A 21,470-nucleotide genomic window follows, 5' to 3' on the forward strand; every position below is an offset into this window, starting at 1 on the left:
CGGAGCATGATCGGACCATCCCGTCCGAGGAGGATCATGGCGACGTTCAGCAGGGGGTTCGGTGGCCGTCGAGCCGACCGCGACGACACCCGCATCCCGCCCGGCCAGACCCTGGTGCGCGACTGGCCCGTCCTGTCGGCCGGTGCCACGCCCGACGTCGATCCGGCGTCGTGGGTCTTCTCGATCCGCGCCGAGAACGGTCTGCACACCTGGACGTGGGACGAGGTGCACGCGCTCGGCGTCGAGGACGTCACCGTCGACATCCACTGCGTCACCCACTGGACCAAGCTCGACATGCCGTGGCGCGGCGTCCCCCTCGACCGCCTGTTCGAGGACGTCGAGACGTCGCTCGACTACTGCATGGTGCACAGCACCGGCGGGTACACGACGAACGTGCCGCTCGACGAGCTGCTGGACGGCAAGGCGTGGATCGCGTTCGAGGCCGACGGCGAACCGCTCGAGCCCGAACACGGCGGTCCGGCGCGCCTGCTGGTGCCGCACCTGTACTTCTGGAAGAGCGCGAAGTGGGTGAGCGGGATCGTCATGCAGGCGGACGACGAACCGGGCTTCTGGGAGAACGCGGGCTACAACCTGCACGGCGACCCGTGGAAGGAAGAGCGGTACTGGTGACGGTTCCCGACACCGACGTGCCCGCCGACGTGTCCACCGCCCCGTCCACCGACCTGGAGGCCCGGATCGCGCCCGCCGGTCGGCCCGCGCCCCGCAGGCGGCCGGCCTGGCACCCCGCGACGGTCGCCTCGGTGGAGCGCGAGACCCCGAACGCCCGTCGGGTCGTCCTGGACGTCCCGACGTGGCCGGGGAACGACCCGGGCCAGCACCTGGACCTGCGGCTCACGGCCGAGGACGGCTACCAGGCATCCCGCTCGTACTCGATCGCCTCGGCGGGTGACCGGCCCGACGTCGTGCTCGCCGTCGACCGCGTCGAGGGTGGCGAGGTGTCCCCGTTCCTGGTCGACGCGGTCGAGGTCGGCGACGCGCTCGAGGTGCACGGGCCGCTCGGCGGATGGTTCGTGTGGCGCCCCGGCGCGTCCGCCCGTCCGGTGCAGCTGATCGCCGGCGGCTCGGGGATCGTGCCGCTCGTCGCCATGGTCACCGCGCACGCCGAGGCCGGGGACCCCGCACCGTTCCGGTTGCTCGTCGCCGTCCGGACCCCCGACGACGTCTTCTTCCGCGCCGAACTCGACCGGGCCGTCGCTTCCGACGCTCCGCTCGAGGTGACCACCGTGTACAGCCGGACCGCTCCACCCGGGTCCGCCGTGCCCGCGGGACGGCTGACCCGCGATGCGCTCGCCGCCGCGGTCTTCCCACCCGACGCCGGGGCGCTCGTCTACATGTGCGGCTCGACGCCCTTCGTCGAGCAGGTGCTCCGCTGGCTCGCCGACCTCGGACACGACACCACCGACGTCCGTGCCGAACGGTTCGGGGGCAGCTGATGACGGTCGTCGACGGCAACGCCCTCGCAGGGGTCCTGTCCGAGGTGCTCGGTCCGGAGCCGACCGTGACGGTGCTCTGCTGCGCGGGGTGCGGGTCCCGCGGATCGGTCGCGCGCACCGCCGTGTACTGCTCGGCGATGGGCTCCGTCGCCCGGTGCCGGACGTGTGACACCGTACTCGTCACGGTGGTCGAGGCCGGATCCGCGCGCTGGATCAGCCTCCCCGGCACCCGTGCCACGCTGATCCCATTACCCGAGGCTCGCGGCTAGCGCAATCGCCGACCGCATGTCGTGCGGAGTTCTTGCGGTTTTCCGCATGCCCCGAACTGGGGTCCAATCCGACCGAAACGATGCTCCGGATGACTCTTCGGGACATCGCTGGGCCACCCACCCGGCGTCTCCACTCGGGGCAGTGCGGCCTCTGCGTCCGGCGGGCGCGGGTACCCGAAGCCTGCGCCCCCGGATGCGCCCGCTCACGGCGCCCGGGAACGACAGAACCCCCGGTGCTGCTCTGTGAGCAACCCCGGGGGTCCTGTTCCGTCCGAGCGGATGACGAGATTCGAACTCGCGACCCTCACCTTGGCAAGGTGATGCGCTACCACTGCGCCACATCCGCATTCGCACGCCGTGTGGGCCGTGCGGAGTCGACTGTACCCGATCCCGGGCCCACGGACGTGTTCTGCAGCAGATCCGGGCGTGTCCGGTGTGCCGAGGCAGCCGTCAGGCGCGGTCGTCAGACGCGGTCATCAGGCACGGTCATCAGGCACGGTCATCAGGCACGGTCATCAGGCACGGTCATCAGGCACGGTCATCAGGCACGGGGGAGTTCGATCGGAGCATGAGCTACGTGCACGACAACCCGGGCGGGACCGAGGCCCACGGCGTCGACCTGATCGACGGTGACACCCCCGCCATCCGCATCCTGGTGCACGGCGACCTGCCGACCACGATCGAGCACGAGGGGCGGACCTGGCTCGCCACCGGTGACGCGCACGACGACGGTGACGACCAGGCGCCCCCGATCGCGATCTACCGCCCGGTCTGAGCCGAGCGGATCGCTCGTGCCGCCTGCAGGACGGCCTCCACGCTCGCGGTCAGCACCGAGCGGTGACGTCCGGCCGCCCAGTGCACCCCGGCCCCGTCGCGGTACTCGAGCAGGGTCAGTGCCGCACTGGCGCTGCCCGTCGTCCGAGACGTCTGGTGCAGCGAGACGATGTCGACTGCGGTACCCCACTCGGCGAGCAGTTCGACGACCGCCTCGACCGGACCGACGTCGACGAAGGCTCCGCGGTGCTCGACCCCGTCGATCCGCAGGGTGAGTTCGGTGTGCGCGCCGTCGCCGTGCGTCGCCTCGATCGCCACCAGCTCGATGTCCGCCGGCGCCCCGGCCGACGCTCCGGCCGCCCGCTCGTAGCTCCGCTCGAACAGCGCGAGGAGTTCGGGTCCGTCGACCTCGGCCCCCGAACCGTCGACGTGCTGCTGGACACGACGAGCGAAGTCGATCTGCAGCCGTCGCGGGAGCTCGATCCCGGACGCCGTCTCGAGTAGGTGTGCCACACCGCCCTTGCCGGACTGCGAGTTCACCCGGATGACCGCGTCGTAGTCCCTGCCGAGGTCGGCCGGGTCGATCGGCAGGTACGGGACGCGCCACGCGGCCTCCGACTCCGGACGCCCCTCGGCGGCCGCGCGTGCTCGGTGCTCGGCGAAGCCCTTGCGGATGGCGTCCTGGTGGGTGCCGCTGAACGCAGTGTGCACCAGGTCGCCGACGTAGGGGTGTCGCGGGTGCAGCTCGATGCGGGTGGCGTACTCGACGGTCCGCCGGACGTCGTCGATGTCGGAGAAGTCGATCATCGGGTCGATGCCCTGCGCGTGCAGGTTGAGGGCGAGCGTGGCGATGTCGACGTTGCCGGTCCGCTCGCCGTTGCCGAAGATGCAGCCCTCGACGCGTTGTGCCCCGGCGAGCACCGCGAGTTCGGCGCACGCGATGCCGGTCCCCCGGTCGTTGTGGGGGTGCACCGACAGGATCACGCCGTCGCGCCGGGCCAGGTTGCGGTGCATCCACTCGATCTGGTCGGCGTAGACGTTCGGCGTCGCGATCTCGACGGTCGCCGGCAGGTTGATGACCACCGGACGCTCCGGTGTGGCGTCCCAGAGCTCGGTCATCGCGTCGCAGACCTCGAGGACGAACTCCGGCTCGGTCAGGTTGAAGACCTCCGGGGAGAACTCGAACCGGACGTTCGGCAGGTGCCCCGCGAGCTCGAGGACGTCGCGGCCCCCGGCAAGGATCATCTCGCGCAGCTCGTCCCGGTCCTTCCCGAGCACGACGTCGCGCCACGTCGGGGCGGTCGCGGTGTACATGTGGATCACGACGTCGTTGGTGATCCCGCGGATCGACTCGACCGTCCGTTCGATCAGGTCACGCCGGGCGGGGGTGAACACGACGATCGTGACGTCGTCCGGCGCCAGGTCCGTGTCGGCGAGCAGCCGGACGAACGCGTGGTCCGTCTCCGACGCCGACGGGTAGCCGACCTCGATCTCCTTGTAGCCCATCCGCACCATGAGCTCGAAGAACCGCCGTTTGCGTTCGGGGTCCATCGGCTCCGCGAGCGCCTGGTTGCCGTCGCGCAGGTCGACGGGGACCCACAGCGGCGCCGCGGTGAGCGACCGCGTCGGCCAGGTGCGGTCGGTGAGCGGGACGGCGACGCGGTCGGAGACGTCCTGGTACCGGTACGACGGCATCGGGGACCGACGCTGTCGGTTCCAGGACGGGGTCGCGACGTCGGGGGTGGTGGTGGTCATGAGGCTCCTCTGCAGCTGTCGCGACGACCGTAGCACCACTCCTCAGACAAGTAGAGGTGTCGAGCGCGATGCGGCAGGATGGGCACATGACACCGGTCCGCCGCGAACCCCTGGCCGAACAGGCTGCCGACGCCCTGCTCGCCCGCATCCGCGACGGCGAGTGGGTGCTCGGCGACAAGCTCCCCGGCGAGACGACGCTGGCACCGCAGCTCGGCGTCGGTCGCTCGACGGTGCGCGAGGCGATCCGGCACCTCGCCGGTCGGGGCGTGCTGGCCTCGCGGCAGGGCGCCGGGGTCTTCGTCACCGCGCTCGACGTGCAGGACGGCCTCGACGACGTGGTCCGCCGCGCCGACATCGCCGCCGTGGTCGAGGCCCGCATCGCCATCGAGGTCGAGGCGTCGTCCCTCGCCGCGGATCGCCGGACCCCGGCCGAACTCCGCACGATGCGGCGCGCGATCGAGCACCGGCAGGAACGACGCGCCTCGATCGAGCAGCACGTCGACGCGGACACGGCGCTGCACCGCGCGATCGTCGTCGCCGCCCACAACCCGCTGCTCACGGAGCTCTTCGACGGGTTCACCCCACGCAGCCGCCAGGCGATGATCGAACTGCTGCGCATCGACGGGGTGTACGGCAGCGAGGCCGACCGCGACGTGCACGACGACATCGTCGACGCGATCGACGCCGGGGACGCGGCCGCGGCCGCAGCCCTGACCCGGGCGCACCTGCGCAGCCTGACGGCTCGGCTCGGCTGAGCGCAGGCCGGCTCCCGCCCGGCCTGGACCGTGCTCGGCGGCGGGCCGGGTGCCCGTCCGGGTCAGTGGCCCCGGACGTCGCCCGTCAGGATCGCGTGCTCGGCGCCGGCCGACAGCTCGTCGTGCAGCGCGTCCGCGAAGAACTCCCCCGCACCGAGGCTGACCAGGTGCGTGAGCACACCGCCCACGTCGACCAGCCCGGGGTTCCACTCGTCGTGGAGGGACGCGCGGACGTGCCCGGACTCGTGCACGACGACGACCCCGATGTGGTCGTGGGCATCGCCGACCTCGAGCACGGCGTCGTACACGACGGGTTCGGTGTCCTCGCCGAGGGGTTCCAGGTGCACCTCGCCGATCCCGGGCCACTCGGTGCGGAACACGGGCAGGTCCGGCGCGTGCAGGTGCGGGGCGCGTTCGTCGGTGACGGACTCGATCTCCCCCGACGTCAGGTACTCGTCGACGACCTCGTGGATCCGGTCGTGCAGTCCGGGCTCGTACTGCCACCAGCGCTGGTGCACCGCCCGGAGCCAGTCCTGCGTCGCGGCGTCGGCCGAGGCCGAGGTCCCGACCAGCTGCGGTGCCGTGCCGGGCGATCCGACGACCTCGAGCTGCTCGTCGTGCGTCTCGACGGTGATGGACCCGGTGGCCTCGTCGGGGTGCACGCCGTGGACGTCCTCGGGGGCCGCGGCCCAGATGCTCGCCGGGAGCTTCGGCGGCAGGGCGAACGCGACTGCGATCGCCGGACGTGCCAATGCTTCGTCGAGCGCGTCGCCGAGGTGCACCTCGTCCGAGCGGGACCCCATGACGATGCCGCCGGTCGGGGGCACGGCGGCCAACCGCTCGAGGTCCTCGTGGTCGGCGTTCATCGACGCGAACACGGGGGTGTCCGCCCACTGGACGAACTCGCCGGCCGCACGGTCCTGGTCCTCGAACGGCACGTTCCAGACCGAGGGGTCCGCGAGCACCCACGACGCCGATCGACCGGCGGGGCCACGGCGCACGGCGTCGACCACGGCGGGGACGAGTCCGGGCAGCCCGCGGTACGCCGGTCGCACGGTGAGGCGGTCGAGCGCCAGCAGGTCCGGCTTGCCGAGCATCTCGGCGGCGTGCGTCTGCAGCGACAGGAAGGTCTCGCCGGTCGCGTCCGGCACGACGATCGCCGCGGCGAAGTCACCGTCGACGTCGGAGACCTGGTACCCGAGCACCAGTGCCTCGACCGACTCGGGCGAACGGCTCGTGTACGCGGCGACCTCGGCGACCGACACCGCTTCGGCCTCGTCGTCGGTGATGGGCACCCGGACGTCGATCACCCACCGGTCGACGTCCTGGCCGGGGTAGGCGTCGCCGTCCTCGTCCGAGATCGTGATGTGCACGAGCCGCAGGGAACCGTCCCACGCGTCGTGGACGTGCTGGGCGATGGCGGCTTCAGGGTCGTCGGTCACGGACGCCACCGTATCGGTGGCGGACCGGGCACGTGGTCAACCGTGCTGCGCGACCATCGCGTCGACGCTCCGCATCGCGGTCGCCAGGATGGTGAGCACCGGGTTGACCCCGCCGTTCGTGACGTGCACCGAGCCGTCGGTCACGCGCAGGTTGTCGTGTCCCCACACCCGGCCGAACGGGTCGACGACCGACGTCGCCGGATCCGTCCCCATCCGGAGCGTGCCGGCCTGGTGCTGGCCACCGCTCGTGCCCCGGACCGGACCGTGCAGCTCCGCCACGCGCGTGGCGCCGGCCGCGCGCAACCAGTCGCCGCTCCGGGCGCTGGTGTGGTCGCGAGCACGGACGTCCTCCGGGTGGACCCCACCGCTGAACGACGCCACCGGGATGCCGTACCGGTCCGTCACCGCGGGGTCGACCCGGACGCGTGCGTCGGCCGTGGTGACCTCCTGGATCGGCCCCATGATCCGCATGCTGCGCCGCGCCAGGTCCCGCATCGCGTGCTTGCCGTCGAGCCCGGAACGCGGCGCGAGCTCCGTGCCGACGAGGTACTGGTACGTGTTCGACGGCGTCGCGATGAACTCGTTCGCCAGGATCCCGCCACCGATCTGCCCGGGCACGCCGTGCCGGTAGTCGGTGGTGGCGATCGACGGCCCCGGTCCGAGACCGTCGTCCACCACGTCGTCGAAGACCCCCATCGCACCGCCGTAGACGTGGCCCTGCAGGTGCCGGCCGACCTGGTCCGCGCCGTTGCCGATGCCGTCGGGCTCGCGGTCGCTCCGGCTGTTCAGCAGGAGCCGTGCCGACTCCACCGCCCCGGCCGCCACGACGACCTCGGCGGCGTCGACCTCGGCCCGCCAGTCGTGGCCGTCCGCGGTGCCGACGATCGTGACGCCGACGACTCGGCCGGCATGGTCCGTGCGCAGTCGGGCGACCCGCGACTCGAGCACGATCGACGTGTTCCCGGTGGCGAACGCGCGGGTCAGCATGGTGTTCTGGCTGCCGTTCTTGGCGTCGACCGGGCACGCGAAGCCGACGCACATGCCGCACTGCTCACACCCGCGGCGACCCAGGTACGGCGTCGAGTTGATCAGGAGCGGGACGTGCACCGTCGAGATGCCCAGCGCGTCCGCGGCGCCGGCGAGCCGGTCCCGCGCTGCCCCCGACGGCAGCGGTTGCATCGGTCGCGCGCGCGAACGTTCCCCGGACCACGGACCGTCGACATCGCCCCCGCTGACCCCGATCTCCCACTCGGCGCGCTCGTACCAGGGCTCGAGCTCGTCGTACCCGAACGGCCAGTCGGCCAGGGCGCTGCCGCCCGGCACGCCGTACGTCGACGCCATCGCGAAGTCCCGCGGCCCGAACCGCCAGGCCTGGGCACCGTAGACCCGCGTGCCGCCCCCGGCCGTGACGGCGTTGTTGTGCCACCCCGGCGACGAGGGACGGAGCACCAGGAGCTCGCGACCGTCCGCCACCGTCCGAGGGTTGCCGACGTCGGACGGCCCCGACCGCGGTGCGACGCCCCAGCTCGACCGCGGGTTCCGGATGTGATCACGGCTGAGTTCCGCGGTGCCGGGCCACCCACCGGCCTCGACCACGAGCACGCGCCGACCGGACTCGGCGAGCCCGCACGCCGCGACACCCCCGCCGGCGCCCGACCCGACGACGATCGCGTCGTACCGGTCGGCCAGCTGCGACGGGTGCACGACCGAGGGCGCGGCGGTCGGCACCGGTACCGGCACGCTCCAGCCGTCCGGCGGACCGGGCTGCCACCCCACCATCTCCCAGGACCGCTCCCTCGCGTTCCCGCCGTTCCCCGCGTCGGCGTAGTAGCCCGCGGCCACGAGCTCGGCGAACCAGGTCCAGTCGGGATCGTCCTCGTCCTGGGCCTCGTCGACGCCCTCGTGGTCGTCCGCGTGCTCGACGACGGCTCGGAGACGATCCAGCCAGTCGGGCCGGTCGACCAGCACCCCGGCCAGGAAGTCGAGCGCGCCGGCCTCGGACGCCGACGGGTACTCGTCCGCCGGCACCACCCGGTCGACCAGGGAACGGAGCCGTTCGTCGTGCGTGCGGAGGAACTCCTGCGCCGCGGTGGCCGCGTGGTCCGTCATCGGTCCTGCCTCTCGAGCAGCGCCGGTGCCGCCCCACGAGCACCGTAACGGACACGCGAGCGTCCGGGGCCGGGCTCAGCCGCCGATGCCCTCCAGGTCGAGCAGGTCGTCGTCGCTCAGCACGACGGCGGCCCCCTCGACGTTCTCGCGCAGGTGTGCCCGCGACGACGTGCCCGGGATCAGCAGGATGTTCGGGGAACGGCGCAGCAGCCACGCCAGGGCGACGGACATCGGCGTCGACCCGAGCCGTGTCGCCACGGTCGAGAGCACCTCGGACTGCAGCGGAGAGAAGCCACCGAGCGGGAAGAACGGCACGTAGGCGACTCCCTCGGCCGCGAGCCGGTCGATGAGCGGGTCGTCCTGCCGATTGGCCAGGTTGTACATGTTCTGCACCGACACGATCGGTGCGATCCCCTGCGCTTCCGCCACTTGGTCCGTCGTGGCGTTGCTCACGCCGAGGTGCCGGATGACCCCCTGTCGCTGCAGGTCGACCAGCGTCTCGAACGCCGGGGCGATCGGCCCCGCGACCGGACCGTTCGCGTCGCCCAGCCGCAGGTTGACGAGGTCCAGCACGTCGACGCCGAGCGTCTCGAGGTTGTCGTCGACCTGCCCACGCAGTTGGTCGGGTTCCCGAGCTGTCGGCCACCCGCCGCGGGCGTCGCGTCGCGCACCGACCTTCGTCGCGATGACGAGGTCGTCGGCGTACGGGTGCAGCGCCTCGTGCACCAGCTCGTTGACGATGCGGGGGCCGTACGTCTCGGCGGTGTCGATCTGCGTGATGCCGCCCGCGACGGCCTCCCGGAGCACGGCGACAGCCTCGTCGTGGTCCTTCGGTGGCCCGACGACCCGGGGACCGGTGAGCTGCATCGCGCCGTAGCCGAAGCGTGCGACCGGCCGGTCGCCGAGGGTCCAGGTGCCGCCCGGCAGTCGAGGGGTGGTGGTGCTCATCGGATCTCCTTCGAGGGCGTGCCGACGCCGAGGGCGCAGCGCACTCCTGACAGCCTGCTCGCGTGGGCAGCGGCTCGCACGACACCGACGCGCGTTCCGGCCCACTTGCAGCGGACGGCCCGCTTGCAGCAGACGCCCCACTTGCAGCAGACGCCCCACTGGACGTACGCTCCTGCCAGAGGGCAAAACGCCTCGTCGCTCCGGCGGCCAGGCACCCACACGCGGTCTCGGACGAGTCGCCACTTCTTCATCGAAGGAGTGCACGTGTCCACCCGTTCCCCCGCCCGGCTCCGTGACGCCGGGATCGCCCTCGCCGGCCTGTCCGCCGTCTTCCTGTTCGAGATGCTCGACAACTCGGTGCTGAACGTCGCCCTGCCCACCATCGGCCGTGAGCTCCACGCGTCGACGACCGGACTGCAGTGGGTCACCGGCGCCTACTCGGTCGTGTTCGGCGCCCTCATGCTCCTGTTCGGTGCGGTCGCCGACCGGTTCGGCCGACGCCGGGTGATGCTCGTCGGCCTGGTGCTGCTCGCGCTCTCCGCGCTGGCGACCACGCTCGTCACCACGACCGGCGAACTCATCGCGGTCCGCGCGCTCATGGGGCTCGCGGCGGCCATGACGACGCCCGGGTCGATGGCCCTGGCCTTCCGGCTCTTCGACACCGACGCCCTGCGGGTCCGGGCGCTGACCGTCATCTCCACCGCGGGCCTGGTCGGGCTCGCGGTCGGTCCGACGGCGGGCGGCTTCGCCCTCGCGGTGGCGCCGTGGCAGGCCCTGCTCCTGGTGAACGTCCCGATCGCGGCGCTCGCGTTCATCGGCATCCGAGCCGGCGTGCCCGCTGACCGACCGGAGGACCTGCACCCCGACCGGATCGACGTGACCGGCGCGCTGTTCGGGACCACGGCCCTGGTCGGTGCACTCGGGACGCCCACCCTCTTCGCGGAGGCGGGCAGCGCCTCCTGGCCGGGGTGGACCGGGGTCGTCGTGACGGTCGCTGCGGTGGCGGCCTTCGTGCGGCGGGAGCGCACCGCGGCGCAGCCGCTGCTCGACCTGCGCCTGCTCGCCCGTCCGCTCGTCGCGAGCGGTCTGGCGTACAAGGCGGCCTCCGGACTGGCCGTCTCCGGCCTGTCGTACCTGGTGACGCTGCAGCTGCAGTTCGCCTGGGGGTGGTCGCCGGCGCTCGCCGCGATCGGGACGCTGCCGCAGGTGGTGGTGCTCCTGGCGTCCGGGCGATTCGTCGGCCCGTTCGTGCAGCGGGTGGGCCTCGGCCGCGCGGCTTGGCTGAGCGCCGGCGCCGTCGTCGCAGGACTCGCGCTCTTCACGGTCGGCGGCCGTGCCGGGTACGGCTGGGTCGCCGCGGCGCTCGTCCTCGTCGCCGCGGGGATGCGGGTCGTCGGGGTCGTCGCGGGCAACAACGTGCTCCAGGGCCTGCCGTCGAACCGGACGTCGGTCGGGGCGGCGCTCGTCGACACCTCGAGCGAGCTCGCGACCGCGGTGGGCATCGCGGCGACCGGGACGGTGCTGGCGCTGCTCGTGCCGGGCAGCATCGCGACGACGTCCTGGAGCGTCGATCGGCTGGCCGCGTTCGAAGGCGGAATCACCGTCGCGGGCGTCGTCCTGACGGTCGTCGCCGCGCTGCTCGTCGCCGTCGGAATGGCCCGCGCGACGACCCGCGCGGGCACGCCGGTGGCCGAACCGGCTCAGACGGCGCTGTAGCCGCCGTCCGCCACGAGCACGGATCCGGTGATGAACGACGCCGCGTCGCTCGCCAGGAAGACGACGCTCGGCGCGATCTCCTCGGGCAGGGCGAAGCGCTGCTGCGGTGCGTCCTCGATCCAGTAGCGCCGGAACTCCGGGGAGTCCACCGGGGCCATCTCGGTCTTCACGTACCCGGGGGCGACGGCGTTCACGCGGATCCCGTACTTCGCCCACTCGACCGCGAGCGACTTCGTCAGGTGGTGCACGGCGGCCTTCGACGCGTTGTACCCCGGCTGCCACTGCGGCCGGTTCACGATGAGACCAGACATGCTGCCGATGTTCACGATCGACCCCGAACCGGCATCGCGCATGTGCGCGCCGACCGCCGTCGACGTCTTCCACAGTGCGCGGACGTTGATGTCGAACACGTCGTCCCACTCGCTGTCGGGGACGTCGAAGGCGTCCCGGTGGTGGCACGTGCCAGCGTTGTTGACGAGCACGTCGAGGCGGCCGAGGGCCGCCATCGCCTCCTCGGTCATGCGCGCCACCTGCTCGCCGTCGGTGATGTCCGCCGTGATGGTGACGAAGTCGTGGCCGGCATCCGCGGCCTCGGCGGCGACCCGGGCGTTGCGCTCCGCGGAGCGCCCGACGATCGCGACGCGGGCGCCGGCCTCGGCGAGGCCGAAGGCGAAGGCCCGGCCGAGTCCCTGGTTGCCGCCGGTGACGAGGGCGGTCCTGCCGGTGAGGTCGAAGGGTGAGGTCATGGAGCGGGCGCCTTCCTGAGCGGGGTCGGCGCGGTGCACCGCGTCGACGAGGTACCGCCCTGCGTACACGGCCCGGCCGGGAGGCGCGGCGTGCGTCCGTCGCGCACCGCGCCTCCCGCGCTGGTCACGTCCACCGCCTCTGGTCGCTCAGTGCGTGTCGGTCACGCCGCCGCCGACGAACGTCGAGCCGACCGTGGCGTCGGTGAGGGTGCAGTTGTAGATCGCCCACGGGTCGGTGTGGCCGTCCGTGAACTGCTTGATCGGGTACACGAGCAGGTACTTGCCGTCGCTGGTGTACCCGGACGGCTCCGCGGTGAACTCCAGGACGACCCCGGCGTCGTCGGCGCCCTTGTTGCACTCGTCGTGGATGTGCTGGGCGAGCGCCGAGACCGTGGGCGTCGCGGTGGCGGTCGGGGACGGGGCCGTCGCGGTGGCGGTCGGGGACGGGGTGGTCGTCTCGGTCGGCGTCGGGCTCGTCGACGTGCTGGCTCCGACGCGGTCAGGCGTGGAGGTCGCCGGGCCAGCGGGCGACGCTGCGGCACAGCCGGTGAGGATGGCGACGAGCGCGGCGGCCGCCGCAGTGGCGACGAGGGGACGGACGTGGGTCTGCATGGTGCTGACTCCTTCGAGCGATCGGATCGGTGCTTCTCCTGAGAGATGTCCCGAACCCGCTCGATCCTGACAGCGTCCACCGATGCGGCTATCGGGACGGCTCTTCGCCACCGTCGTGGCCGGGGTGAACGATGGGTTCGCGAGGTTCAGCTCACGCTGAACGCCCAACCCCGTCTGAGCGGGATCCTCCCCGTGTTCCTCGCGCTGGGAGCTATCGCGCTCGTCTTTGTCGGCGTCGGATCACTTGCAGCCGGGTTCGGAGCCGGGTGGGGCTTCTTCCTCCTGGCGCTCGATGCGCTACTCCTCGTCGGGTTCACTGCGTGGCTTGCACGGCGCCCTTTCCCAACGGACTGACGCGGACGGACTGTGTCCCTCTCCGCCGCCGCGCGGTAGTCGATTCATCATCGGTGTCCTCGAGGCCCGGGCAGGACCAGGAGGAGACTCATGTCCAGCTATGGGACGTGATAGTTCCGGGCACCCCTGTGCAGGCCCCGATGCCGCGAGCCTGGGGTTGCGCGGGACCGTCTCTACTCGTTGAGATCGGTCTGATGCGCGCACTGGGTCGTACGCTCGACGCGTGAGCGATCCGAGAGAACCTCTATTCCGTGAGGAGCAAGTCGATGCGAGTTGGGTCGCTGCCGCGCAGCAAGCCCGGGTGCTTGTAGACCGAGGGCCGATAGTCGTCGGTCCATCAGTGCAGGCCGTCCTGACCGGACTAGCCCTCATCTTCTTCGCGCTCGGTACGACCCTGTCGATACTCGAGCCATCGCCTTGGAAGGCAATTGTCAGCGGCGCGGGGGTCACCATCGCTCTGCTCGGGTGGTTCTGGGCCCGCCGGCACGACGGTTTGGAGCCCTTCCTCGGCAGCGGCGAGCGAACCCCCACCTCACTCCTCGAGCGTGATCAACGGCGTGCCGTCCGCTTGCAGATGCGCGGGAAGACAGCGCCCACTCCGCACTCGATGGAGCTCGTCGACCTCCTGACGCGTCGGCAGCAAGCATCGGCGAGGAACCTTTGGCCAACGCTCATCGGGTTCGGAGTCGCCCTCGTTGGCGCGAACCTCACCTCGGGGGTTCTCTTGCTCGGCTTCCTGGGCGTCAGCGTCTTCATCGCGGTCGTCAGCTGGATCGAACGACGTCGGTGGCAGCGAGTGCGTACGGCAATCGCGCACGTCCCTGGCGTTCAACGCGAGGACGGCTGAGACTGTCTGACGCCGACCTCCGCGACACGAACGGGAGCTGGTACCTGGCACCGCTTTCGACGGCATGAGTGGTCACCTGCGGCGGCGGCGGGCGTTCGGAAGGGGATCCGTCATCGGTCAGACGGGTATCAGTTACGAGTGGGGCATGCTCGACTCATGACGTTTTCCTGGTGGATCTGGTCTGCCTTTGTGCTCGTCGGGCTGATTGGAGCGGGACTGCTCCTACGTGCGACTGTGCTGACGATCCGCGAGTACGGGTTCGGACGAGGTCGATTGACCAGTCGACCAGGAGCTCCCTGGTTCTGGGCAGGAGTCGCGACTCTATTCGTCGCGGGCCTTCTTACGATCGGCTGGGCCGTCATGCTCGATGGGATCGCACCGACCCGTCGGATCGCCCGGAACTGACGAAACGTATGCCTGCAGGACTCATCGAGTCGTGGTGGAACGTCACGGTGGGTGCCGCATTGATGATCGGTCTCCCCATCATCGTGCTGAGTGGAGGATTCGACGCAGCACGCATCGCATTCGCACTCTTCGGCCTGGCAATCATGGTGGCGCTCGAGCTTGTGTTCTTGAGGAAGCTTGTCCAGCGAATCGTCGGCCGGCGCGCGCTTCGCGCCGAGCGCGACGACGATTGAGAATCAGATCCCGATGTGTTCGCGCGTCGGTAGTTCGACGGCGATCGGGCGGTGGTCTTGCCATCGAAGGTGGCTCAGCTCCACGATGCTGAGATGGGGGCGATCGGATGTTGGGGGTAGCGATGTTTGTGCAGTTCCTCGTGCCGGTGGTTCTGATTGTCGTCGTCGTGCTCATCTTCGTCGCAGCTCGCGGAAGCATGGGTGGCGAGTGGCGAGCACGGCGCGATGAGCGACGGCTAGCCCGAGCAGAGCGTCGTTCCTGCGCCGGTGAACGATCCTTCATCGAGGCAGAGTCGACCGGCCATGGTCAGCTGTCGAGCGCGATGACCCACACAACCAATAGCGCACCAGCGACGACAAGCACTCCGATCCCTGACCAGAACCACCGAGCACTGGTCCCGCGCTCTGCTCTAGCCCGGCCGATCCCATCCCTGCGGACGGCGATGACAGCAGCACGCCCGATCGTCCCAAGCCCGACCAGCATGACGACCACGAGCACCCACCACGTCCACCACGAAAAGTCCATTGCAAGAGCATGCCGGACGAGACGGGTTCGGTAGCGGTTGCCTGCCGCCCGAGCCGGATGAGGCGTCTCGATAATCGATCGTCTACCGGGACGGGCGACGTGCGAGCATCTCTTCCTGCAACCCGGACGGCACAGCGAGCCAGCTCGGAGTACAGCTGGCGAAGCTCGCGCATCGCAACAGCCGTCGCTCAAAGCAGAGCAGGCGTGAACGCAGCTTCGCGTTGCGTCCACGCCTGCCAGCAAGCCAGGGCTATCAAGCCACTCCGACCCAACGCACGTCGCCCGGGGTGTCGCAGAGACCGTCAGCCCAATCCACAGCACGGGGTTCGCCGGGGCCCGACGGGTCTACGAAGTCCCCCGTCCATGCCTCAGCTGCCAACGATTTCGCGCTGTTGTCGGTGAACAGTGCGCGTTCTTGCGCTAGGTCGTAGCGGCGGCCAAGGACCGGGCCGTTCGGCCGATCCCGGTAGAGCACGACGGCAACATCATCAGTGAGGGCGCGGGCGCCGACCCACTCCATGCCCGTGTTCCAGTCCGTGTCGGTCTGGAAAAGGTGCTGAAGCTGGGCGATGAACGTTTCCGTATATGCGCGCCGGTCGTCTGCGGTCGCGTAGTCCATGGTCATGATGCAAGCACGCTCAGTCGTCGGCGTCGAGTCCGGACTCACCGGTCGACGGCTCAGTGACCGGGCCGAGCGGCTCGTAGCTGAGCGTGACGGAATCCTCGCTTACGTCGGCGTCGGACTGCACGGCGGCACGCTTGCTGCCGATCCGGTCCGTCGGAGTCTGGAAGGCTGTGTCCACCCAGCTCGGGCAATCGTGCGCCTTGTCCTCGTTCGTGCAGTACGCCGTGGCGATCCCGAGAGTGGTCTGGTGCAGGTCGACGCCGTAGTACACGCCGACCTTGCGGTAGTCCATGACGACGTGGAACGGACGGCTGTCGGTGTACTTACAGTTCTTGCCGTTGACACACTCGATCTTGTTTGCCCAAGCGTCGTACTGCCGCTTCTGCCCCTTCGCCGTTCCGCCGTTGGGGTTGTTCGTGGCGAACTTCAGCGAGTTGATCAGCTTGATGTTGTGCTTCGTGCGGATCTTCTTCATCCCGAAGCCGTTCGCTGTCGTAGCGCTGTACGCACCCTCGCGGACAAAGACGTTGCGGCCCTTGTAGTCCTCCCACGAATTCAGGATGACGCTGCCAGCGGTCGCCGCGGTCGCCGCGGTCGCCGATGAGACCGGCACGACGATCCCCGCAGTCACCGCGATGAGTGCGCCGGCGCTTGCCAGCAGGCGAAGCTTGGATCTGTTCTTGTTCAGCATGTTTCCTCCCGAAGGCGCGGAGGAAGCCCCTCTCCCCCGAGCTGCCGCGAAGGACGCTATCGGTGATCAAAAACCATTCCTTGCAATCACCTGGCAACACCTGAATTTCCGTTCACCTGAACCTCTTCAAGTGATTCGGGATATAGCCGACGCTCCAGAGCGGGACGTTCTGAGCAGCTTCGGTGGGTGTCATCACCATGCACCGTTCCGTGTCGTGGTCGCGTCTCGTCAGCCGATCGGCCGCCCGACGCGTTGGTTGAGAGGATTGGGTATGCCCGCTACAGCTGCGCTTCTCGTCATCGACCTTCAGCGTGGCGTCGTCCAGGGCTGCTTCGACGCCGACGGCGTGCTCCATCGCACCGCGCATCTCATTGAGCGCGCGCGATCGACAGGCGTGCCTGTGGTGTGGGTGCAGGACCACGGCAGCTTCGCAGAGGGCACCAACGAGTGGGCACTTGCGGCACCGCTCGAAAGAAGGGTGAACGAGCCGCTCGTCCGGAAGCAGTACCGCGACTCCTTCGCAGACACCGACCTCGCCGACGTCTTGCACTCCTTGGGTGTTCAACACCTCGTCGTTGCCGGTGCCCAAAGCGACTACTGCATCCGAACGACCACGCAAGCAGCGGCCGCGCGTGGGTTCGACGTCACGCTGGTGTCCGACGCGCACACGACGACGGACGCCGAGCACGACCGCGTCCTCATCACCGGCGAGCAGATCGTCGCGCACACGAACATGTTCTTCGACAGCCTGCGCTACCCCGCCCACAGGTATGCCGCCGAACGGCACGATCAGGTGCGGTTCCAGCCCGACCGGTGAGCGATCGGCCACCGGACGGATGGCGCAGTCTGGCAAACCTTCGAGCACTCGCTTCGTCAGGTGTCCTGGAGCAACGTCGTATGGTCGGGTGATGCCTGGCTTCGAAGACGACGTGGTTGCAACTCGGGCCGCCGGGACGTTCGGTGATCACGCGGCTCCGGAGTCGGTGTGCCTGGTTGCGACCTGTCACGACCCGCTCGGAGGATTCGCTGCGGGTGTCGGGGCCGCCGGACCCGCCCTCGCGGAGGTGTTCGGTGCTGTGGCAGTGAACGCCACCGCTGAAACTCATCCGGCGACGATCGCGGCACTGCGTGCGCTGGCTGTGCCGTTGCTCCTCGACGAACACGCTGCGGGCACGATCGGGATCGGAACGGCGAGGAAGAACGCGCTGGACCTCGGGTTGCAAAGCGACTGCGGATGGCTGTTCCACTCGGACCTGGACCACATCCTGCGATGGGTGAGCGGTGCTCGAGGGGAAGCGGAGCGCACGCTCGCTCGACGCGACGTCGACTTCCTCGTCGTTGGACGCTCCGCTGTGGCGATGGAGGCTGCCTCGGATCGGCTTCGCCGAACTGAGGAGATCGTGAACCACGTGTACGGGCTTGCAAACGGCCTCGCGAATCGGTGGGACTTGATGATCGCCATGCGCTTGATGACCCGGGACACCGCACAGTTGATCGTCGATCAGAGTCGCGACACGTCGATCACGAACGATGTGACCTGGCCGATGCTGGTCCGTGCACGCGGGGCGAGCGTCGGCTACGTCGAAGGCGACGGAATCCGGTTCCTGGCTCGAGATGACTTCGGCGCCATCGACCGTCGCGACGAGGATCCTCGGGAATGGCGAGCTCGCATGGTCACCGCGACCGCCCACGTCGCAGCGATCGTCGACTTCGACCTCGGTTGAAACATCGAGCGCACGGACTCCTCCCGCCTGTTCTCCCCGCCATATGGAGGTCAGCCAGCCGACAGATCAGACTTTGCGGGTTCTTTCGGATCGACGGTCGGCTATCGAGACGTCAACGGAACGCGTTGGCCCATGCTGATCCAGGGTGCGCCCGTGTGATCGCCTCGTGGAGCCACTGACGTGCCTCGTCGTCGAGCAACGGTGTCACTGCTGCTCGGTCCGATTCGTCTTTCGCGGACGGGTCGGCGGATTTCCAGAGCAGTTGCACCTCGGGCGCGACGACCCGTAATCCCTCGACGTCGAGGACGGCCGCGGACCACTGGCGCTGGACCGTCGGCACGCGGCGGTAGAGCCACCTGTCGCTGTCGCCGGCCTCTCGGTTGATCTGCAAGCACCAGAGTCCTGATCGTTCGTCGAGACACCAGATGTTGTCCAGCGGTTCCGTGTCGACGGCTTCGTCGATCGGCGCGAGCTGCCCTGACTGCGCGGCGAAGAGCTGCATCCAACCGGGCAGTGCCGCGGCGAGGGCGGGGAAGTCCTCATCGACGATGCTCACGTCGATGTCGCCATGCGCGCGTGATGTGTACCCGAGGAGGGCATCGAGGCCGAACCCACCGGAGAGCCACGCTGGGCTACCAGCGATGACGTCTCGCACGCGTGCCACAGACAGTGGTGCCCATCGGTCCACGGATGGGTCGTAGCGTCGGCGCATGCCGCCACCATAGGTGCCCGGGCGATCGCTCTGCGGGATGAAGCGATCCCGGTAGCATCCGAGCGTGTCGATGCCGCAACCATTCGCTGCTCTTCCTCTGTCTCAGGACAACGTCTCGTACGAGTACGGACCTGACTCTGTGACACGCGTCGGCGTTGAGCCAGGCTCGACCGAACAGTTCGAGCTCGAAGAGAGCCAGCGTTTCCCGGGCACCACGCGAAGTGTGTGGGTGCACCGCCCAGCAGGGCATCGGGCCGACGAGCCGAGCGCGGTCATGTTCTTCAACGACGGCTGGTGGTACCTCGATCCCGACGGCGACGTCCGCGGTGGGATCGTCCTCGACAACCTCGCTGCCAACCGTGACTTGCCACAGATGATCGGCGTCTTTGTGGACCCAGGCGTGCTCGATGTCAACGGAACGCCGACGAAGCACCGCAACGCCGAGTACGACGCGTTCAACGACGCCTACGCCAGCTTCCTCCTCGACGAGGTGCTCCCCATCGTGCGAGAGCGCTACGCCGTCTCGGACGATCCGATGATGCGCGGTATCTGCGGTGGCAGTAGTGGCGGGAACGCTGCCGTCACCGCGGCGTGGAGTCGACCCGAGGGCCTGGGTCGAGCGATCGCCTTCAATCCGAGCTTCGCGCAGATGCCCGGTGGCAACCCGTACCCGGCCCTTTTTGCTACCGAACCGCGCAGGCAGACACGTCTGTTCCTCCACGCCGGTCACCGAGATCTGCACTGGAACGAGCCTGAGTGGAATTGGTTCGCCGAGAGCCTGGACACCGCGGCCTCACTCGCGCGCGAGGGCTACGACTTTCGCCTCGTTGTCGGCGACGGCGGCCATTCACCCAACCACGGCGGAGTACTTCTCCCCGACGCGCTCCGCTGGCTCTGGCAAGCTCACCCCGCGTCCGTCCGATAGCCGATCAGCTATCGAGCCTGGGGACAGAGTGGCCGATACGCTTCGACCATGAGCTTCAGAACGCCTTGGTCTGTGCGACGGTGAGAATCGAGTCATTCGACGTTGAGCCGGTCGACCATCGCAGGTTGTTTAGTTGGTTGGTCGGTCTGGTGGCTGCTGCCACTGGTGTTCTTGCGATCATCGGGTGGCCACTGCCGGCGGCGCCGGGAAGATACGTGTCGTCCGATGCATGGGCACGCACGACCGCCTTGATCGAAGCGTGGTGGACACACGACGGTTGGCGAATGTCAGGGGCGTCATGGCTTTGGGGCGGGGTCGCGATAGGCGCGACAATTGGTGCGCTTGGGATTTGGGACGGGAAGGAACGGACTTGGCGCAAGACGTGGTTGCTGACCGTGCTACCGGGCGGAGTGATCGCAGCGCTGGGCCCGTTGGTCCAGGTGGTGCTGGGGATTCGGTGGTCGAATTACTCACAGAACCATGACGCCCGCTCCACGATTTTCGTCTACGTGATCGGACTGGTGGTGGCGGTGGGCCTTCCATTCCTCCAGGGGTGGGTGATGCGCGGCCGCGAGCAGACCGACGGCAGCGACGCGTTTCGACGTTGACTCACCCTAATCGCCGGTCCAAGACGAGTCGCCAACCCGAGTCGTGGTTGTCGGATGACCGCCGTGGTTCGACTCGTCGTCCTCCAACTTTCGCCGGTGTGAGTCCGGTAGCCGATCGCTCATCGGGACGCGGGTTGGGGTGTGCGCCGGCGGAGAGTGGCGACGACGAAGCGACAACCAGCGCGGCCGGCAGCCGATCGGTCATCGAACACCAGAGTCGACCAGCAGAATCGAGTCATGACGCCCCTCCTGCTGATCTCTCTTGGATCGGTTTCACCAAGGATCAGCGCGACCTTCTCGAGACGCTGCACTTCATCGGCAACAACGGGTGGGATCGCAACGGCCAGAGCGACGAGATGATGCCGCGGCTGTTGGAACGAGCGGCCGCCGCAGACCTGTCGCTCGCGCGCATCAAGGAGGCTATGGCCGCGGTCGGGCACTCTCGGAATGAGCCGCACCAGCTCGATGGGAGTCCAAGCGAACCACCGGCAAGTTTGGGCGCTGATCGTCCCGCAGGATACGGACAACGATCTCTCGTTCGGTGAACCACTGTCCTGTCGTCGACGAGGCGCTGCCTGGTCCTGGTTCTCGGCCTGGCTGATTGCGAGGATGAACTGTGATCGAACTGGTGAGACCGCGCGCGGAGTTGTTCGAGGCATGGAGCGAGGCGCACCGGGAATGGGGTCCGGGGCTACACGAAGACGGCTTCGGCATCGGCGCGGAGGATGACGTCGACACCCTTGAGGGCTTCCAAGCCTGGATCGCGTGGACCCAGCAGAGCTCAGGCGAACTGTGGTGGATCGTCGAAGACGGGAAAGTCCTCGGCGGAATCGCGCTCCGCTCCGCTGACGACGAGCGCGTGCACCGCTTCGGACACATCGGATACGGGATCCGCCCGTCCGCCCGAGGACGAGGCGTGGCGACCTGGGCCCTTGGCGAGGTCCTGCTTCACGCCGAGTCGTCGGGCATCAACCCGGTGCTGGCGTTCTGCCTCGACAATAACGCGGCGTCGATCGCGACACTCGAGCACCACGGCGCGAAACTTAAAGCGGTCGAACAGCACGGAGACGTCCGGGTGCGGCGCTACGCAATCCGCTCCTGAGCGTGCCGTCCCGGTAGCCGATCGGCATGTGAGACGCCGGCAGTCGTCGGGCGGATTCCGCAGGCGGGTCCCCAGAGCACTCACCAGAGCGCGTCGATCCGTTCCCGGACCTGTCGTGCAACTCGGGCGCCTACGCCA

Annotated in this window: 22 protein-coding genes, 1 tRNA gene and 1 pseudogene; 13 read left to right on the forward strand and 11 right to left on the reverse strand. The window is 69.2% G+C overall.

What is annotated here, in order from left to right:
- Positions 1–36 precede the first annotated feature (36 nt).
- Genes ITJ69_RS13895 through ITJ69_RS13905 form a run of 3 tightly spaced genes read left to right on the forward strand, consistent with a single transcriptional unit; the run spans position 37 to position 1,723 of the window.
- Entirely contained in the window at positions 37–630 is a 594-nt protein-coding gene (locus tag ITJ69_RS13895) for a molybdopterin-dependent oxidoreductase (protein WP_194673041.1), read from the forward strand.
- Positions 627–1,454: a ferredoxin reductase gene (locus ITJ69_RS13900; RefSeq protein ID WP_323743112.1), complete on the forward strand. Its 828-nt coding sequence runs from the start codon at positions 627–629 to the stop codon at positions 1,452–1,454. Before ITJ69_RS13895 ends, ITJ69_RS13900 begins: the two co-directional genes overlap by 4 nt.
- The gene (locus tag ITJ69_RS13905; protein WP_159571480.1) at positions 1,454–1,723 is read left to right on the forward strand and encodes a DUF6510 family protein; all 270 of its coding nucleotides are present in this window, start codon (positions 1,454–1,456) and stop codon (positions 1,721–1,723) included. The genes ITJ69_RS13900 and ITJ69_RS13905 overlap by 1 nt, the downstream gene beginning before the upstream one ends.
- 274 nt (positions 1,724–1,997) lie before the next feature.
- Here the strand turns inward: ITJ69_RS13905 and ITJ69_RS13910 are convergent.
- Positions 1,998–2,069: transfer RNA gene (locus ITJ69_RS13910), tRNA-Gly, on the reverse strand.
- Between the two features lie 222 nt (positions 2,070–2,291).
- Here ITJ69_RS13910 and ITJ69_RS13915 point away from each other — a divergent pair.
- Complete coding sequence (locus ITJ69_RS13915) at positions 2,292–2,498, forward strand: hypothetical protein (protein ID WP_111084081.1); 207 nt, start codon at positions 2,292–2,294, stop codon at positions 2,496–2,498.
- Here ITJ69_RS13915 and ITJ69_RS13920 read toward each other — a convergent pair.
- Positions 2,483–4,252: a 2-isopropylmalate synthase gene (locus ITJ69_RS13920; RefSeq protein WP_228505678.1), complete on the reverse strand. Its 1,770-nt coding sequence runs from the start codon at positions 4,250–4,252 to the stop codon at positions 2,483–2,485. The genes ITJ69_RS13915 and ITJ69_RS13920 overlap by 16 nt on opposite strands.
- Before the next feature lie 86 nt (positions 4,253–4,338).
- Here ITJ69_RS13920 and ITJ69_RS13925 point away from each other — a divergent pair, with 86 nt between their 5' ends.
- The gene (locus ITJ69_RS13925) at positions 4,339–5,007 is read left to right on the forward strand and encodes a FadR/GntR family transcriptional regulator (RefSeq protein WP_194673042.1); all 669 of its coding nucleotides are present in this window, start codon (positions 4,339–4,341) and stop codon (positions 5,005–5,007) included.
- A gap of 62 nt (positions 5,008–5,069) precedes the next feature.
- On the opposite strand, the gene ITJ69_RS13930 is transcribed toward ITJ69_RS13925, so the two are convergent.
- From ITJ69_RS13930 to ITJ69_RS13940, 3 genes are all read right to left on the reverse strand, one after another.
- Entirely contained in the window at positions 5,070–6,449 is a 1,380-nt protein-coding gene (locus ITJ69_RS13930) for a hypothetical protein (RefSeq protein WP_194673043.1), read from the reverse strand.
- Positions 6,450–6,485: 36 nt separating this feature from the next.
- Positions 6,486–8,558 carry a GMC oxidoreductase gene (locus ITJ69_RS13935; RefSeq protein ID WP_194673044.1) on the reverse strand — a complete coding sequence of 691 codons (2,073 nt, stop codon included), beginning with the start codon at positions 8,556–8,558 and terminating at the stop codon, positions 6,486–6,488.
- A gap of 75 nt (positions 8,559–8,633) precedes the next feature.
- Positions 8,634–9,506 carry an oxidoreductase gene (locus ITJ69_RS13940; RefSeq protein WP_323743113.1) on the reverse strand — a complete coding sequence of 291 codons (873 nt, stop codon included), beginning with the start codon at positions 9,504–9,506 and terminating at the stop codon, positions 8,634–8,636.
- A 264-nt stretch (positions 9,507–9,770) separates the two neighbouring features.
- Here ITJ69_RS13940 and ITJ69_RS13945 point away from each other — a divergent pair, with 264 nt between their 5' ends.
- On the forward strand, positions 9,771–11,222 hold the full coding sequence (locus ITJ69_RS13945) for an MFS transporter (protein WP_323743114.1): 1,452 nt from the start codon (positions 9,771–9,773) through the stop codon (positions 11,220–11,222).
- Here the strand turns inward: ITJ69_RS13945 and ITJ69_RS13950 are convergent.
- Positions 11,207–11,968, reverse strand: a complete 762-nt coding sequence (locus tag ITJ69_RS13950) for an SDR family NAD(P)-dependent oxidoreductase (protein WP_194673045.1) — start codon at positions 11,966–11,968, stop codon at positions 11,207–11,209. The two genes, ITJ69_RS13945 and ITJ69_RS13950, sit on opposite strands and share 16 nt — an antisense overlap.
- Before the next feature lie 147 nt (positions 11,969–12,115).
- Positions 12,116–12,580, reverse strand: coding sequence for a hypothetical protein (locus ITJ69_RS13955; RefSeq protein ID WP_194673046.1), 465 nt, complete (start codon positions 12,578–12,580; stop codon positions 12,116–12,118).
- 577 nt (positions 12,581–13,157) lie between these two features.
- On the opposite strand from ITJ69_RS13955, the gene ITJ69_RS13960 reads away from it, so the two are divergent.
- Positions 13,158–13,781 (forward strand): hypothetical protein, encoded by a 624-nt coding sequence (locus ITJ69_RS13960; RefSeq protein ID WP_194673047.1) that lies wholly within the window; start codon positions 13,158–13,160, stop codon positions 13,779–13,781.
- 413 nt (positions 13,782–14,194) lie between these two features.
- Positions 14,195–14,419 carry a hypothetical protein gene (locus ITJ69_RS13965; RefSeq protein WP_194673048.1) on the forward strand — a complete coding sequence of 75 codons (225 nt, stop codon included), beginning with the start codon at positions 14,195–14,197 and terminating at the stop codon, positions 14,417–14,419.
- Between the two features lie 779 nt (positions 14,420–15,198).
- Here ITJ69_RS13965 and ITJ69_RS13970 read toward each other — a convergent pair.
- The gene (locus ITJ69_RS13970) at positions 15,199–15,564 is read right to left on the reverse strand and encodes a hypothetical protein (RefSeq protein ID WP_133937813.1); all 366 of its coding nucleotides are present in this window, start codon (positions 15,562–15,564) and stop codon (positions 15,199–15,201) included.
- Between the two features lie 19 nt (positions 15,565–15,583).
- Positions 15,584–16,261, reverse strand: coding sequence for a hypothetical protein (locus ITJ69_RS13975; RefSeq protein WP_194673049.1), 678 nt, complete (start codon positions 16,259–16,261; stop codon positions 15,584–15,586).
- 271 nt (positions 16,262–16,532) lie between these two features.
- On the opposite strand from ITJ69_RS13975, the gene ITJ69_RS13980 reads away from it, so the two are divergent.
- Both ITJ69_RS13980 and ITJ69_RS13985 read left to right on the forward strand, forming a co-directional pair.
- Positions 16,533–17,078: a cysteine hydrolase family protein gene (locus ITJ69_RS13980; protein ID WP_132100930.1), complete on the forward strand. Its 546-nt coding sequence runs from the start codon at positions 16,533–16,535 to the stop codon at positions 17,076–17,078.
- Positions 17,079–17,343: 265 nt separating this feature from the next.
- The gene (locus ITJ69_RS13985) at positions 17,344–17,985 is read left to right on the forward strand and encodes a hypothetical protein (RefSeq protein WP_228505680.1); all 642 of its coding nucleotides are present in this window, start codon (positions 17,344–17,346) and stop codon (positions 17,983–17,985) included.
- A gap of 112 nt (positions 17,986–18,097) precedes the next feature.
- Here ITJ69_RS13985 and ITJ69_RS13990 read toward each other — a convergent pair whose 3' ends face one another.
- On the reverse strand, positions 18,098–18,487 hold the full coding sequence (locus ITJ69_RS13990; protein WP_228505682.1) for a hypothetical protein: 390 nt from the start codon (positions 18,485–18,487) through the stop codon (positions 18,098–18,100).
- A 21-nt stretch (positions 18,488–18,508) separates the two neighbouring features.
- Positions 18,509–18,697 (reverse strand): annotated as a pseudogene (locus ITJ69_RS21100) (nucleotidyltransferase domain-containing protein); the annotation flags it as partial.
- 70 nt (positions 18,698–18,767) lie between these two features.
- Here ITJ69_RS21100 and ITJ69_RS13995 point away from each other — a divergent pair.
- The 3 genes from ITJ69_RS13995 (at position 18,768) to ITJ69_RS14005 (ending at position 21,332) form a co-directional block, all read left to right on the forward strand.
- The gene (locus ITJ69_RS13995) at positions 18,768–19,622 is read left to right on the forward strand and encodes an alpha/beta hydrolase (RefSeq protein WP_194673062.1); all 855 of its coding nucleotides are present in this window, start codon (positions 18,768–18,770) and stop codon (positions 19,620–19,622) included.
- A 149-nt stretch (positions 19,623–19,771) separates the two neighbouring features.
- Positions 19,772–20,230 (forward strand): hypothetical protein, encoded by a 459-nt coding sequence (locus ITJ69_RS14000; protein ID WP_123938066.1) that lies wholly within the window; start codon positions 19,772–19,774, stop codon positions 20,228–20,230.
- A gap of 616 nt (positions 20,231–20,846) precedes the next feature.
- Positions 20,847–21,332 (forward strand): GNAT family N-acetyltransferase, encoded by a 486-nt coding sequence (locus ITJ69_RS14005; RefSeq protein ID WP_123938067.1) that lies wholly within the window; start codon positions 20,847–20,849, stop codon positions 21,330–21,332.
- Positions 21,333–21,470: the final 138 nt, after the last annotated feature.

Origin of the sequence: Curtobacterium sp. VKM Ac-2887, from assembly GCF_015350935.1 — a bacterium.
GTDB lineage: Bacteria > Actinomycetota > Actinomycetes > Actinomycetales > Microbacteriaceae > Curtobacterium.